Source organism: Tenacibaculum soleae, assembly GCF_030549005.1.
Lineage (GTDB): Bacteria > Bacteroidota > Bacteroidia > Flavobacteriales > Flavobacteriaceae > Polaribacter > Polaribacter soleae.
Map to the genome: position 1 here is coordinate 12,399 of NZ_JAUOSW010000009.1, position 14,894 is coordinate 27,292.

General features: G+C 29.4%; 12 protein-coding genes. 7 read left to right on the plus strand and 5 right to left on the minus strand.

Features of this window, described 5'->3' with window-relative positions; all coding sequences use genetic code 11:
• Positions 1-8 precede the first annotated feature (8 nt).
• The 4 genes from Q4586_RS11985 to Q4586_RS12000 all read left to right on the plus strand — a co-directional run bounded on the left by Q4586_RS11985 (position 9) and on the right by Q4586_RS12000 (position 5,694).
• The gene (locus Q4586_RS11985; protein WP_303529239.1) at positions 9-1,754 is read left to right on the plus strand and encodes a M14 family metallopeptidase; all 1,746 of its coding nucleotides are present in this window, start codon (positions 9-11) and stop codon (positions 1,752-1,754) included.
• Between the two features lie 62 nt (positions 1,755-1,816).
• Positions 1,817-2,335, plus strand: a complete 519-nt coding sequence (locus Q4586_RS11990) for an RNA polymerase sigma factor (RefSeq protein ID WP_303529242.1) — start codon at positions 1,817-1,819, stop codon at positions 2,333-2,335.
• A gap of 70 nt (positions 2,336-2,405) precedes the next feature.
• Positions 2,406-3,332, plus strand: a complete 927-nt coding sequence (locus tag Q4586_RS11995) for a FecR family protein (protein WP_303529244.1) — start codon at positions 2,406-2,408, stop codon at positions 3,330-3,332.
• Positions 3,325-5,694, plus strand: a complete 2,370-nt coding sequence (locus tag Q4586_RS12000) for a TonB-dependent receptor plug domain-containing protein (RefSeq protein WP_303529247.1) — start codon at positions 3,325-3,327, stop codon at positions 5,692-5,694. Before Q4586_RS11995 ends, Q4586_RS12000 begins: the two co-directional genes overlap by 8 nt.
• A 27-nt stretch (positions 5,695-5,721) precedes the next feature.
• Here Q4586_RS12000 and Q4586_RS12005 read toward each other — a convergent pair whose 3' ends face one another.
• Positions 5,722-6,897, minus strand: a complete 1,176-nt coding sequence (locus Q4586_RS12005) for a GlmU family protein (protein WP_068706410.1) — start codon at positions 6,895-6,897, stop codon at positions 5,722-5,724.
• A gap of 210 nt (positions 6,898-7,107) precedes the next feature.
• Between Q4586_RS12005 and Q4586_RS12010 the strand changes: the two genes are divergently transcribed.
• The 3 genes from Q4586_RS12010 to Q4586_RS12020 are packed head-to-tail and all read left to right on the plus strand — an operon-like array spanning position 7,108 to position 8,728.
• Positions 7,108-7,494 carry a 6-phosphogluconate dehydrogenase gene (locus Q4586_RS12010; RefSeq protein ID WP_068706408.1) on the plus strand — a complete coding sequence of 129 codons (387 nt, stop codon included), beginning with the start codon at positions 7,108-7,110 and terminating at the stop codon, positions 7,492-7,494.
• A complete protein-coding gene (locus Q4586_RS12015; RefSeq protein WP_068706406.1) occupies positions 7,484-8,032 on the plus strand; it encodes an acyl-CoA thioesterase in 549 nt (182 codons plus the stop codon). Before Q4586_RS12010 ends, Q4586_RS12015 begins: the two co-directional genes overlap by 11 nt.
• Before the next feature lie 3 nt (positions 8,033-8,035).
• Positions 8,036-8,728: a cyclase family protein gene (locus Q4586_RS12020; protein ID WP_068706404.1), complete on the plus strand. Its 693-nt coding sequence runs from the start codon at positions 8,036-8,038 to the stop codon at positions 8,726-8,728.
• A 49-nt stretch (positions 8,729-8,777) separates the two neighbouring features.
• Here Q4586_RS12020 and Q4586_RS12025 read toward each other — a convergent pair whose 3' ends face one another.
• From Q4586_RS12025 to Q4586_RS12040, 4 genes are read right to left on the minus strand one after another with little or no spacing between them, the layout of a single operon-like run.
• On the minus strand, positions 8,778-10,130 hold the full coding sequence (locus tag Q4586_RS12025) for a TolC family protein (RefSeq protein ID WP_303529254.1): 1,353 nt from the start codon (positions 10,128-10,130) through the stop codon (positions 8,778-8,780).
• On the minus strand, positions 10,117-13,275 hold the full coding sequence (locus tag Q4586_RS12030) for an efflux RND transporter permease subunit (protein ID WP_068706402.1): 3,159 nt from the start codon (positions 13,273-13,275) through the stop codon (positions 10,117-10,119). The genes Q4586_RS12025 and Q4586_RS12030 overlap by 14 nt, the downstream gene beginning before the upstream one ends.
• Positions 13,276-13,278: 3 nt before the next feature.
• Complete coding sequence (locus Q4586_RS12035) at positions 13,279-14,409, minus strand: efflux RND transporter periplasmic adaptor subunit (protein WP_068706400.1); 1,131 nt, start codon at positions 14,407-14,409, stop codon at positions 13,279-13,281.
• 29 nt (positions 14,410-14,438) lie between these two features.
• Positions 14,439-14,876, minus strand: coding sequence for a MarR family winged helix-turn-helix transcriptional regulator (locus Q4586_RS12040; RefSeq protein ID WP_068706398.1), 438 nt, complete (start codon positions 14,874-14,876; stop codon positions 14,439-14,441).
• Positions 14,877-14,894 lie beyond the last annotated feature (18 nt).

The window sequence follows — 14,894 nt, forward strand, 5'->3', positions numbered from 1 at the left end:
TTTTTATTTTGAAAAAAACACTCTTACTTTTATTGTTGATTTCCTTCGGATGTCAAAAAAAATTAACAAAAAAAACAGACGATTTTACCACCTTATTTGAAACATCAAACGGAACTGAAACTCCTGAATACAAAGATGTAATTTCTTTTTATCAAAAATTAGCTACTAATTACCCTGAAGTTTCACTCTTTGAAATGGGAGAAACTGATTCAGGAAAACCACTACATTTAATAGTTTTTAATGCTGATGGAAAAATTGATTTAAAAAAATTAAAAGACTCTTCAAAAAACAGAATTTTAATCAACAACGGAATTCATCCAGGTGAATCAGACGGTATTGATGCATCCATGTTACTTTTACGCGATATTGTTCAAAATGACTCACTAAAAAAAACATATAAAAACGCACTTATTTGCGTTATTCCTGTTTACAATATTGGAGGTGCTTTAAATAGAAATTCGCATACACGCGCCAATCAAAATGGCCCAAAAGAATATGGTTTTAGAGGAAATACTCGAAATTACGATTTAAACCGTGATTTTATAAAGCAAGACACTAAAAATGCCGCTGCTTTTGCTGAAATTTTTCATACCATAAACCCTGATGTTTTTATTGACAATCACGTAAGTAATGGTGCCGATTACCAATATGCAATTACCCACTTATTTACCCAGCACAATAAACTGGGTGGAAAATTAGGACAATTTTTAGAAACAGAAATGCGTCCTTACATCGAAAATTCTTTAGCAAAAAAACAAATTCCCATTACACCTTATGTTAATGTATGGGGAAATACCCCTGAAAAAGGATGGTCGCAATTTTATGACTCACCTAGATATTCAACTGGCTACACAACATTATTCAACACTTTAGGTTTAATGGTAGAAACTCACATGTTAAAACCTTATAAAACACGTGTAATACAAACCTATGAATTATTGTTTTCTACTTTAGATTTCACAGAACAAAAATCATCAGAAATAAAATTGCTTCGTAAAAATGCAGTTGCTAAAATTATTAACAACAAAACTTACCCTATTACCTTTAAGATTGATAAAGAAAATACTAGCAAAATTAATTTTAAAGGATATGAAGGCACTTACATACCTAGTAAAGTAACCACAGGAAAACGATTGTTTTACGATAAATCTAAACCATACAATAAAACAATTTCTTATTACAATAATTTTAAAATAATAAAGGAAATAAATATTCCTGAAGCCTATATATTACAAAAAGGTTGGCATAGAATAACACAAAGACTTATTGATAATAAAATTAAGTTTACTCCTTTTAAAAACGACACTACTCTAATAGTAGAAACTCAACACATCAATAGCTTTAACACAAAAAAAGCAGCTTATGAGGGGCATTATTTGCATCATAACACAACTGTTAAAACAACAACAAAAACAATTCATTTTAAAAAAGGAGATATTTATATTCCTACAAAACAAAATGGAATTCGATATATTATTGAAACTTTAGAAGCCGAAGCGACCGATTCATTTTTTAACTGGAACTTTTTTGATACTATTTTACAACAAAAAGAAGGGTTTTCAGCTTATGTATTTGAAGATGTTGCTACTCAATTCTTAAAAGATAACCCAATCATAAAAAAAGAATTTGACCACAAAATAAAAACAGATAAAAAGTTTGCAAAAAACACCCACGCACAATTAAATTTTATTTACAAAAAAACACCTCATTACGAAAAATCACATATGAAATTACCTATCTATAAAAAATTTTAGTCAGTATTTAAACTTTTTTGGATACTACTTAATTTCAATTTTATATTTTTGTTATACTTTATATGAACAACCTTCCTCAAAAATCTGTTTGTGAACAAAAAAATTTCGAAAAAATTTTTAACAAACATTCACAAACCTTAAGAAACTACATTTACTATAAATGTGGAAACATGCAGCAATCCGAAGATTTAGTACAAGAAGCATTTATAAAACTTTGGGACAACTGTGATAAAGTGATATTTGAAAAAGCTAAATCGTTTTTATATACAGTTGCAAACAATCGTTTTTTAAACGAGATAGCTCACAAAAAAGTGGTTTTAGAACATTATCGAAAAAATATTTATCTAGATAAAACAAATGAAACACCTCAATTTATTTTAGAAGAAAAAGAATTTCATCAAAAACTTAAAAAAACAATTGCTGATCTACCAGAAAAACAACGAGAGGTTTTTCTTTTAAGTAGAATTGACAAGAAAAAATATACTGAAATAGCCGAAATTACAGGAATATCAGTAAAAGCAGTAGAAAAAAGAATGAGCAAAGCCTTGCTCATACTAAAAGAACAAATTGGTAAAATTTAACAATACGCATTAATAAGTAGGGTAATTAAACTTTTAATTGTTCTTATACTACAAGTGTGAAAAACAAAATATGAAAAAAGAATATTATACAGATGAGACTTTTTTAGCTCGGTGGATTGAAAATGATCTATCAACAGAAGAGTTAAAACAGTTTAAAAATTCTGAAGAATATCATCAATTTAAAAAAATAAATGACGCTACAAAGTTATTAAAGGTACCTGACTATAATTTAAAAGACGCTTTTAGTACTGTTTCAGAAAAAATAGCTCACAAAAAGAAATCAACAAAAATTTTAAGACTAAAACCTACTTGGTTATATAGTGCTGTTGCTTCTATTATTTTATTTTTAACTATTTTTTATTTAAACAATGATAATAATACGGTTTTTTCAACAACTTATGGAGAAAAAATGGTTGTTACCTTACCTGACAATTCTGTTGCACACCTTTCTCCTTTGTCTAGTTTAAAATTTAAAAAAAACAACTGGAACAATAAAAGATCTTTATCTTTAACTGGAACTGCATATTTTGAAGTAGAAAAAGGTCAATCTTTTACCGTAAACACAAACGAAGGAAATGTTGTTGTGTTAGGTACAAAGTTTACCGTAAACACCTCAAGTAATTTTATTGAAGTACAATGTTTTGAAGGAAGTGTAAAAGTTACTTCAAAAAATAATAAAAAAATAATTCTAACTAAAGGAGAAGCTTTTAGAAGCTATAAAAATAAAAGTGAAAATTGGAAATTTTATTTAAAAAAACCTTTATGGGTAGATGGTGAAAGTAATTTTAATAACGCCCCCCTTAGTAAAGTAATTTTAGCTTTAGAAAAACAATATAACCTAAAAATAAACACCAGTAAAGTAAATATCAATAAACGTTTTACAGGTACTTTTACTCATAAAAATGTTAATATCGCACTAAAAACTGTTTTTGCTCCTATGAAAATTTCTTTTAAATTAGCAAAAAATAGCTCAGTGATATTAAAATCTGATGAATAAAAAAATAAGTATTCTTTTTATAAGCTTAGCAATGTCTGTTTTTTCTCAAGAAAAAATAGACATTGCTTTTTCTAATGCACCAATATTAACGGTGTTAAAAAAAGCGGAAGAAAACTTTAATGTTAAATTTTCTTTTGATGCTTACATTACTGAAAAAGTTTTTTTTTCCTTAACTAAAAAGAAGTGCTCATTACGAGAATTTATAATAGCAATAGAAAATAAAACACTTCTTAAATTTAATAAAATAACAAATAAGTATTATTTTATTACTTTACTAGAAAAAAAAGAGAATTATAATCTCTTAAATGAAGTTTTAATAGATAGTTATGTTACATCTGGAATTAATAAAAATAAAAACGGATCTATCGCTATTCTACCACAAGAGTTGGGAGTATTACCTGGTTTAACAGAACCAGATGTGTTGGAAAGTTTAAAAATTATACCTGGTGTGCAAAGTCCTGACGAAACAGCTGCTGGAATATACATAAGAGGTGGTACTCCTGATCAAAATTTAATTTTTTGGGATGGAATAAAAATGTATTATTCTGGTCATTTTTTTGGAATGTTATCTGCCTTTAACCCATATACCGCAAAAAAAATAACCCTTTCTAAAAGTGGGACCCAAGCCAGATATGGTAATAAAATTGCTGGTGTAATTGACATAAAAACAATAGATAGTATCCCTCAAAAAATAACAGGTGGTTTTGGTACTAACATGACACATGCTGATGCTTATATAAGAATTCCTTTATCTAAAAAGACAGCTTTCACAACTTCCCTGAGACGTTCTTTTAACGATGTTTTTAACACCTTTACTTTTGATAAATTATCAAATAGAGTTTTTCAAACAATTAATGCTAATCAAGAAAGAAATATACTAACTAAAAACGTCTCTTTTAACAGAAACAATCATTTCTTTTTCTCTGACTATTCAGCTAAATTCATATACAAACCTACACCTACTAAAAGCCTATCTTTTAGCTATTTACATACTATAAATGAGTTATCTTATAACTTCGAAATACCTATTTATAAAGATAGTTATATAAATGACTTAGATATTAGAAGTAACGGTTTAAGTATTGTTTGGAACAACGAATTAACGTATAAATTAACACAAAATTTTAAAGTATATTTCTCTAACTTTAATTTAAACTATTATGGTAACTACAAGTATCTTGATAATTACTTAATCAAAAAGTCCTCAAAAAAAAATTCAGTTAACGACTTTGGTTTTTCATACAATATAAAATATAAAGTTAATAATCGCACAAGTTTTTTATTCGGTTATGACTTTTTATCAAACGAAACTGAATATTTATTAGAAGACGAAACTGAATCTAAAGATAACGGTACTAATAACTCTATTCAGCAAGACAAAGGAACTAATAATACACATTCTTTTTTCTCTGAATATATATATGATACTAAAAGTTGGAAAATAAATGCTGGTGTCAGATTTAATTATTTTAATAAAATAAACGAATCAGTCTTAGAGCCAAGACTTTATTTAGAAAAAAAAATAAACAATAGTTTAAACTTTAAGGTTTCATTAGAACAAAAACATCAAACATTAGGACAAATAATAGAGTTTCAATCCTCTAGCTTAGGCTTCGATTTAGAGAATCAAATTTGGGCACAAGTAAATAATAATAATATTCCACTACAAAAAAGTTTTCAAGTTTCATCAGGATTAATTTTTAATAAAAACAAATGGAAAATAGATTTTGATACTTATATTAAAAATGTAAGCGGTATGACCTCTCAAACAAGAGGTTACAATGATCAAACAAAAGATTTTTCTAATGGAGAAGGAAAAATTTTTGGTATTGATATACTTATTAATAAAAAATTTAGAAACTACCGAACCTGGGTTAATTATTCATACACAAAAAATCAATTTAAATTTTTAGATTTAGAAAACACTTTTTTCCCTTCTAATCATGATATTACCAACTACTTTTCATGGTCACATGCTTTTAAGTATAAAAACTATGAATTTTCGTTAGGATGGATGCATAGAACAGGAAACCCTTACACTGAAGCTCTTGAATTAAGAACGAATACGAATAACGGAAATCTTGTAATTGTATTAGACACCAACAATATGAATTCTAAACGACTACCTAAATATCATCGTTTAGATACATCTATAACATATTCTTTTAACTTTTCAGAAAACTGGAAAGGTAAATTTGGAATATCTATTTTAAACATATATAATCAAAAAAATATTATTAATAGAACTTACACAGCAATGCCTACGCTAAACAGTGATAATACTATCTCTTATGAATTAGCAAAAGCTGATAAACTTTCTTTGGGTATAACTCCAAATTTTGTTTTTAGAGTATATTTCTAACTTTACTATTACGTAAAGTTGTTTTTGCTAGTATTTTCTATATTTTTTAGATTCTTCAAAAACATGTTCTAGAATTTTTTTCTCCTTTTCATCAAACTCTATATCACGTCTTTTCATTACAACTTCTGCTACTTCAAAAACTTTATTTGTTTTATACTCTGTAAAACCAGCTGCTCCACCCCAACTATAAGAAGGGACAAAGTTTCTTGGAAATCCAGTTCCAAAAATATTTGCTGACACTCCTATAACTGTCCCTGTATTAAACATGGTGTTAATACCACACTTAGAGTGATCTCCCATCATTAATCCACAAAATTGCAATCCTGTTTTAGCAAAACGCCCCGTTTCATAACTCCATAATTTTACTTCAGCATAATTGTTTTTCAAATTAGAATTATTGGTATCAGCTCCTATATTACACCATTCACCAATCACTGAATTTCCTAAATACCCTTCATGTCCTTTACTAGAGTATCCCATTAAAATAGAGTTATTAACCTCACCTCCTACTTTACAACATGGTCCTAAAGTAGTTGCTCCATATACTTTTGCTCCCATTTTTAATACTGATTTTTCACACATTGCTAATGCCCCTCTAACAAGAACACCTTCCATAATTTCAGCATCTTTACCAATATATATTGGTCCATTAGTTGCATTTAAAGTAGCAAATGATAGTTTTGCTCCTTCTTCAATAAATATATCTTTTTTATTTATATAGTTAACTGTTTCTGGTATAGGCTCAGACTCTCTTCCTTCAGTTATTAAATCAAAATCAATCTTTATTGCTTTATCATTTAATGAAAAGATATCCCATGTATTTTTTATTTGAATGATTTCTTCTTCAAATTCAATTTGTTTATATAAAGAAAAATCTACTTCCTCTTGTGTATCTTCTGTATAAAAAGCAATGACATCTTCTCCTTTAAAAATAGCTTGATTTTTAGATAAACTTTGTATTTCTTTAATCAATGACTTTGTTGGTAAAAAAGAAGCATTTAACAATACATTTTTTTCCATTTCAACCATTGGGTACTTCTCTTCTAAATATGCTTCCGTTATGGTAGTAGTTGTTGATCCTAAATATTTTTCCCATTTTTCTCGAATCGTTAAAATACCAACTCTAATATCAGCTACAGGTTTAGTATACGTAAAAGGTAAGAGTGATGTACGAACATCACCATCAAATAAAATGTAATTCATCTTATGCTTTTAATTTTTACAAATATAAAATATTGATGGTTAATTACCCTAACAAAAAAACACTATTACCACATATTAAACCCCTACAAATAACTACAAAAATCATATTAACAACATTAAACAACACACAAACAACATTTTGCATTTTAAACTTTATATGTTTTTAGTTTTTAACTATTTTACTAGGAGTATTAATATTACTTTTGTTTTATGAAAAAAATATTAACACTTATTATTGGCGTTATCTTGGTAATTGCTAGTTTGTATTACGCGTTTATATATTATGTTCCTTACAGCGAAGGGGTTCGTTCTGGTGAATTAATAAAGATTAGTTACAAAGGTGTACTTATAAAAACATGGGAAGGAGAAATAAGTCAAGGAATTTCTGGAGCACAAATTTTTTCTTTTTCTGTTGAAGATCAAAAAAAGAAAGTAATAGCTGATTTACAAAAATTTCAAGGTCGCTATGTTAAAGTTACCTACAAGGAGCGTTATGACGCTTTACTTTGGTTGGGAGATACCAAATATTTTATAACAAAAGTAGAAGAAGAAGTTTCTCCGCATTTTAGAGGATTAAAGCAAGAAAATGAGCAATAAAAAATACAAACAGGTAGCAGAAACTTATATTACGATTTCTGAATTAATGCTTCCTTCACATGCCAATTTTAGTGGTAAAATTCACGGAGGATACATATTATCATTATTAGATCAAATAGCTTTTGCTTGCGCATCAAAGCACTCAGGAGAATACTGTGTTACCGCATCTGTCGATACAGTAGATTTTTTAAACCCAATTGAAGTTGGTGAATTAGTTACCATGAAAGCGTCTGTAAATTACACAGGACGAACCTCAATGGTTGTTGGTGTTCGTGTCGATGCCGAAAATATTAGAACAGGAGAAAAAAAACATTGTAATTCTTCTTACTTTACCATGGTTGCCAAAGATGATGAAGGAAAAAGTATTGAGGTTCCTGGTTTAATTGTTAAGAATGATATTGAGGTTAGTCGTTTTTTAAAAGCTATAAAACGAATTGAAATGAAAAATAAACGTCAAGATGAATTTGATGGGGATAAATTTACCCCACATGATTACGTAAAAGAACTAGAAAATTATAATGTAAAAATTGAATTATAGTTTATGTCTGAAATTATAGATTTAAGTCAAGAAATATTTGAAGGGATGCCAGTTTATAAAAGTCTTCCTCAAGTAAAAATGACAGTTCATAATACGCACGAAGAATGGGACGGAATTAAAAACCCAGCAACAAAAACTCCCGCGGTTTATAAATTAGAAATGGGAGAACATACCGGAACTCATGTTGATGCTTTAAACCATATGGAGGCCAAATATATTGGTAAATCTATTGACACAATGCCACTTTCTATGTTTTATACAGAAGGAATTTGTTTAGATTTTTCACATAAAAAACTACAAGAACTAATCACTACTAAAGAAGTTAAAACGGCTTTACTTAAAAGCAACCAAACCATAAATAAAGGAGATACAGTTCTTTTATATACTGATCATTATCGCAAACATTTTAATACTGATAATTGGGGCAAAGGTCCTGGAATTACAGCAGAATGCGCTCGTTGGTTAGGTGAACAAAAAATAGCCGCTTTTGGTGTTGAAACCATGTCACCAGGTATTCCAAAAATTTCTAATAAAGAAGTACATCATATTTGCGGGGAATTAAAATTTACGCATTATGAAAATATGATTAATTTATATAAATTGATAAACAGAGGACGATTTCGCTTTATAGGGCTTCCTTTAAAAATAAGAGGCGGTACAGGCTCTCCTGTAAGAGCTGTTGCTGTTTTTGAATAAAAAAAATCCGAAGTTAGCTAACTTCGGATTTTTTATGCTGGTTTAGCTCTTAAAAATTCTTATTATCTATTAAGGTTCCTGCTAATTGTAATAATTGCAATTCAGCATTTTTGGCTGTATATTTTGCATTACTTACACTTAATTCTGCATTAATTAAATTTACTTGTGCTTGACGGAAATCAATCGATGTTACTTGCCCTAATTTATAACGCTCGTTAGTTCTATCAAAATTAAGCTTATTTGTTATTACATTTTTTTCTTGAGCTTGTAATGAAAACAAGGCGTTTTGATAAGTTTCCCAAGCATTATTTACATCTCTTTCTAAACGTTCTTCTTGTTGTAATTTTTGAATCTCCTGTGTTTCTAATGCAATCTTTGAGTTTGTAACATTCGTTTTGGTACGTCCACCATCAAAAATATTCCATGATAAGTTTACACCTGCGTTTAACCCTTTACGTGTATTAGAAATCGGACTAAATGCATTTACAGCATCGTTATTACTTTTTACCCAAGCATACGAACTTGTTAAACCGATATTAGGCATCCATCCAGATTTATTAACCTTAACATCTAATTGCCTCAACTCAATATTCTTTTGGGCTTGTAATAAATTAGCATTGTTAATTTTTGCTTTTTCTAAAACATCAATTAAATTTAAATCTATTGCATAATTCACATCCGTATTTACAGTAATTGGTGTGTTTACACTTCTACCTAAAACTACGTTTAAATCTCTTTTAGCATTCGCTAATTCTCTTTTTATATTGATGTAAGTAATACTATCATTATTCACATCAACTTCAGCATTTAAAACATTTAACTTCGTATTTTGACCGTAATTAAAACTATAATTTGCTCTTTGTAAACGCTTTTTTGAAATCGCTAAAGTTTGCTTTTGTGTAGTTTCATTTTCAGTTAATCTACCAACTTCATAATAGGCCAAAAACAAAGTCGTTAATGTATTTTCAATTACTTGACGCGCTTGTAACTCTGTTAAATTATATAGTTCTTTTAAACGTTTAAACGTATTCTGTCTGTTAAAACCATTAAAAATGGTATAATTTAAACCAATCGAAGCATTATAACTTTTAGACTCTGCTCCAGACACCGAATTTATGGTTCCGTTTTGAAACTCATTATCAGAATCATTGTTACTATAGGTAGCTCCAGCATTTCCAACTATTGTTGGTAAATAACCACTATTGTAAATACTTTTATTATTTTTAGCCGTTTCTAAGTTGTTTTTAGTAACTCGTATGTCATAGTTATTTTCTAAGGTAATTTCTACCGCTTTTTCTTTCGTTAAAACTTCTTGTCCATAAAAAGAAATAGTCACTAATAAAAATAAGGTATTTAAATATGCTGTTTTCATCTTGATTTTCTTTTTACTATGCTGTTTCATCTTTTTCAGATTTTAATTCTTTAATTGCTCTTTCAACTTCTTCTTTTGTTGGCTTTTTTCCTTCCCACAACCATTTTGTATACACTTTCGAATAGTTTGCTATAGATAATAAAATAGGTAATGTTAGCAAGGTTAAAAAAGTAGCTATTACGATTCCGTATGCGATTGATATTGCCATTGGAATTAAAAATTGTGCCTGACGACTTGTTTCTAAAATCAAAGGAGCTAAACCAGCTACCGTAGTTATCGTGGTTAAAAATATGGCTCTGAATCTTGATTTTCCTGCCGCAAATAAAGCTTCTTCAAACTCTAAACCTTCTTTTAAATAACTATTGAATTTACTTATCAATACCAAACCATCGTTTACCATAATTCCTATTAAAGCAATGATTCCTAAAAATGATAAAATATTTACTGGAAATCCGTGAAACCAGTGTCCCCATGCAACTCCTATCAAACTAAAAGGCACCATAATTAACAACATAAATGGTTGTCCGTATGAGCGGAATGTAAACACAATTACAATATAAATCAGCAATAAAATTACAGGACCAACTAAAGTTGCAGAGCTTGAAACTTTTGATGCTTCTCTATTCTGACCTTCATACAAAGCCGTTACTGATGGATATTTTGCATTAATTTGAGGCATCAATCTTGTTTTAATATCATTTAAAACATCTGTTGCACTTCCTTGCGCATCTTTTAAATCAGCATTTACTTTTATTTCTCGTTGCCCATCTAAATGATTTATTGATATTTCTCCACGTTGAATAGTATAGGTTGCTATTTCTGATAACGGAACTCTACTTCCGTTTGGAGTAACAATTCGCATATCATCTAAATTTTTAATTGATGAACGCTCTTTTTTATCATAACGAACCCATACTTTTATTTCATCTTGGCCACGTTGAAAACGCTGTGCTTGACGACCAAAAAATCCGCTTCTGATTTGCGACATTACATCGTTTAAATTCAAACCTAACAAATATGCGTTGTCTTTTAAACGCATGTTTATTTCTTTAATTCCCTGTGGATCATTATCTGTAACATCCTTTAAATTCTGATTTTTAGTTAACTCAGCTTTTAATTCAGTTTTTGCAGCTTTTAATTCTGATATGTTATTACTTAATAATGATACAGAAACCGGACTTCCTCCAAAATTCCCTCCTGAGCCAAAAGTTAACGACTCTACTCCGTAAATATCTCCTACTCTTTTTCTGATTTCGTTGGTAATTTCACCCGAACTAAAAGTTCTTGTTTCACCTGGTAATAAATTGATTCGCAAAGATGCCTTTGCTGAACCTGGTCCAATTTGTTTTAAAACATTTTCAACTACAGGCTCATTGGTAATCGCATATTTTTTAGTAAATTCTTTTTCTACTTCCCATGTTTTAGCTTCGATGATAGAAATAATACTATCTGTAATTTTTTCGTTAGTTCCTTGTGGCATCGTTAAATTTACCGAAACACGATCACTAGCTATTGATGGAAAAAAAGTTCCTTTTATAATTCCTCCTTGGAAACCTCCCATAGTAATCATCAATAAAGCAACTGGGATTACCAATCCAAAAAATTTATTATTTAATACAAATCGTAATGCTGGCGCGTATAATTTATCACGCATAAAATCCATGAAATTTTCAGCATACTTATTAAAAGCATACAATTTCTGATTTCTATCCAATGCTTTTGAATGTGCAACGTGCGCTGGTAAAATAATTAAAGCTTCAACTAACGACAAAATCAATGTTAATGCAACTACGGTAGCAACTTCTCCAAAAAACTCTCCGATATTTCCATCTAAAAAGAAAAATACTGAAAAAGCTAAAACCGTTGTGGTAATTGCCGAAATAATTGGCGGAACAACTTCCATAGTTCCGTCAATTGCAGCCCTAATTGGGTTTTTACCTTTTTCATAATGATGGTAAATATTTTCAGCAATTACAATTCCATCATCCACCAAAATACCGATAACGATAATCATACCAAATAATGACAATACATTAATGGTAATATTAAAGTATCCTGCCAACATAAACATTCCGAAAAAGGCTACCGGCAATCCTGCAGCTACCCAAAATGCTAACCTCGGACGTAAGAATAATGATAAAAATAACATCACTAATAACATTCCTTGCCACGCATTTTTAAATAATAATTCGGTACGCTGGTTTAAAGTAATTGAGGAATCACGTGTTATTTCAATATGAATATTATCATGTTCTTTATTAAACTTCTCTATATATTCATTAATTTTCTCTGCTGATGATAATAAGTCTTCATTATTCGTATTATTCACCTGAATTCTTACCGCTAAATCTCCATTGTAAAAGTTTCTATTTGGTGTTTCGTTCCAAATGTCTTTTACCGTTGCTACATCTTTTAACCTAATAATAGCCCCTGAACTTTCAGTCTTTACCACTAAATTATCTAATTCATCACCATAATAAAAACGATTATTTGCACGAATTAAATACTCTTCAGCTTCTGTTTTTACTGAACCTCCTGTGGTTAAAATATTTGCTTTTGATACTGCATCTGCAACTTGATTAAACGTTAAATTATATGCTAATAAATCGTTCTCTCTAACAGCTATTTCAATTTCTTCGGCTGGATAACCAGAGATAGATATTTGCGAAATACCGTCTATTCTTCTAATATCATTTTCTATATCCCTAGCAATACTTTTTAATGATTTTAACGGTATTTTATCTCCTGTAACTACAAAACTGATGGTTTCTGCTATTTTTTCAATTTTTGAAACAACTGCAGGTTCCATTCCTGAAGGAAAATTTGGTACTTTATCTACCGCATTTTTAACATCTGCTAAAACCACATTAATGTCATAGCCTTTTAAAATTTCAACTGATATACTTGCTGTATTTTCTGAAGATGTTGATGTAACCCTATCTACCCCAACCAATCCTTTTAAATTATCTTCAATTTTTAACACAACTCCTTCTTCCATTTCTTGTGGTGACGCACCTGGATATGCTACATTTATATTAATAAATTTAGCATCAGTTAATGGAAAAAAAGACGATTTTAAAGATGAAAAACCAAAAGTTCCTAATACCACAAAGGCAATGATAATGATGTTTACCGCTACTGGATATTTTATAAAATATGCAATTACTTTTTTCATATCTTATTTTTTTGATGTGTTTTTAGTTTCCGAAAAAATAGTAACTGGCAAACCAACATACGCTCCTGCTACTGGTTTTCTAACTAATATTTCTCCATTTTCCAATCCTTTTACAACTACTGTTTTTTCATTAAAATGAATCGGATTTACAGTTACCATGTCTAACTTATTATTTTTTACAACATATAGCGAAGTATTATCTACTAACAATTTTCTATCAATTTCAATCGCCTCAGTTGCTGTTTTTATAGGTACATTTGCCTCTAAATACATACCTTCTCTAACATCTTTTCCTTTCACTTCAATAAACACTTGAACGGTTTGTGTAGCTTGATCAATTTTACCATTGATTCGTGTTACTTTTCCATTCCATGTTTTTGTTTTTTCTAAATTATTCAACGTTACTTTTTTCCCTTTTTGCAACACATCAGCAAACGATCCGTTTACAGATAAAGCCAATTCAAAAACAGTATCATCAATAAATTCTCCCATTTTTTGTCCTGCACGTACCAAAGTTCCGTTTGTTACTAATGCTTCGGTAATAATTCCGTTAAAAGGCGCTCTTACATTGTATTTGGCCAAACGAGCTTCTAAATTTTTCACATTATAAAAAGTAGTATAGATATTTTTACCGGTGATAAAATACTTTTCTTTATCCGAACTTGGTTCTGGCAAAGGTTTTATAGTGCTTTTAATATCAAAATTTCTTAAATACACATCCCATTTTTGAAAAGATTCGGGATAATCCAATTGCATATCTGGCATAATTGAAGCAATTAAATTTTGTAACGTACTGCGTTGCGATTGAATTGTAGCGTAAAATTCTTGGTTATTAATACGTAATAAAGTTTGTCCTTTTCTATAAGAAACTCCTGCTTTAAATTCTTTTCCTGTTCCTTGTAAAACACCTTGTACTTCAGAAAAAATAGCGACTTTATTTTTAGCTGTTACACTTCCGTTTGCCGTAATTGCAATAGCTACATCTCCGTTTTTTACTTCTTCAGTAAAAACCGTTTTTTCTACTTTAACTGCTTTTTGTTTAGGTCGTTTTTTACTATTTTTAAAGTAATTAGATAAAGCAAATGACAATGCAAGTACTACGACTCCTACTCCTACGATGATTAATTTTCTCATGATTTATAGTTTAGTTGCAATGGCAACTTTTAGTTGATTTTTGTTTGTAAGTTTTCTTGGATCTTTTTTATCACTTTTATAGTTTGAGTTATTTCTTCTGATGATATATTTTTTTGTAACCCAGCTACAAATTTTTCTATGATTGGTAAAGTTTCGTTATATAACAACGCTCCTTTTTTGGTAATATGGATATTATTAATTCGCTTATCTAACTTAGATGGAATCCGAGCTACCAAGTTTTTCTTTTCCATTGTATTTACAAGCCTTGTTAACGATGTTTTATCTCTTCCTGTTAAACAAGCAAGTTCTTGTTGCGCTACTCCGTTTTGCTCTTGTACTTTTTTTAAAAAGACCCATTGTATTTTAGTTAAACAAATGTCTTTTTTACAAAAAAGCTCTTGAACATGATTATCAATCATTTTAGAAGTCCTTCCTAACCAAGGTACCAATGTGTTTTCGATTCCCATAAAACTATCTTAAAATTT

What these genes read in the sequence shown, in the direction of transcription:
- Q4586_RS11990 (WP_303529242.1), top strand. Translation starts at nt 1,817, where the DNA reads ATGAACAACCTTCCTCAAAAATCTGTTTGTGAACAAAAAAATTTCGAA.
- Q4586_RS11995 (WP_303529244.1), top strand. Translation starts at nt 2,406, where the DNA reads ATGAAAAAAGAATATTATACAGATGAGACTTTTTTAGCTCGGTGGATT.
- Q4586_RS12000 (WP_303529247.1), top strand. Translation starts at nt 3,325, where the DNA reads ATGAATAAAAAAATAAGTATTCTTTTTATAAGCTTAGCAATGTCTGTT.
- Q4586_RS12005 (WP_068706410.1), bottom strand. Translation starts at nt 6,897, where the DNA reads ATGAATTACATTTTATTTGATGGTGATGTTCGTACATCACTCTTACCT.
- Q4586_RS12010 (WP_068706408.1), top strand. Translation starts at nt 7,108, where the DNA reads ATGAAAAAAATATTAACACTTATTATTGGCGTTATCTTGGTAATTGCT.
- Q4586_RS12015 (WP_068706406.1), top strand. Translation starts at nt 7,484, where the DNA reads ATGAGCAATAAAAAATACAAACAGGTAGCAGAAACTTATATTACGATT.
- Q4586_RS12020 (WP_068706404.1), top strand. Translation starts at nt 8,036, where the DNA reads ATGTCTGAAATTATAGATTTAAGTCAAGAAATATTTGAAGGGATGCCA.
- Q4586_RS12025 (WP_303529254.1), bottom strand. Translation starts at nt 10,130, where the DNA reads ATGAAACAGCATAGTAAAAAGAAAATCAAGATGAAAACAGCATATTTA.
- Q4586_RS12030 (WP_068706402.1), bottom strand. Translation starts at nt 13,275, where the DNA reads ATGAAAAAAGTAATTGCATATTTTATAAAATATCCAGTAGCGGTAAAC.
- Q4586_RS12035 (WP_068706400.1), bottom strand. Translation starts at nt 14,409, where the DNA reads ATGAGAAAATTAATCATCGTAGGAGTAGGAGTCGTAGTACTTGCATTG.
- Q4586_RS12040 (WP_068706398.1), bottom strand. Translation starts at nt 14,876, where the DNA reads ATGGGAATCGAAAACACATTGGTACCTTGGTTAGGAAGGACTTCTAAA.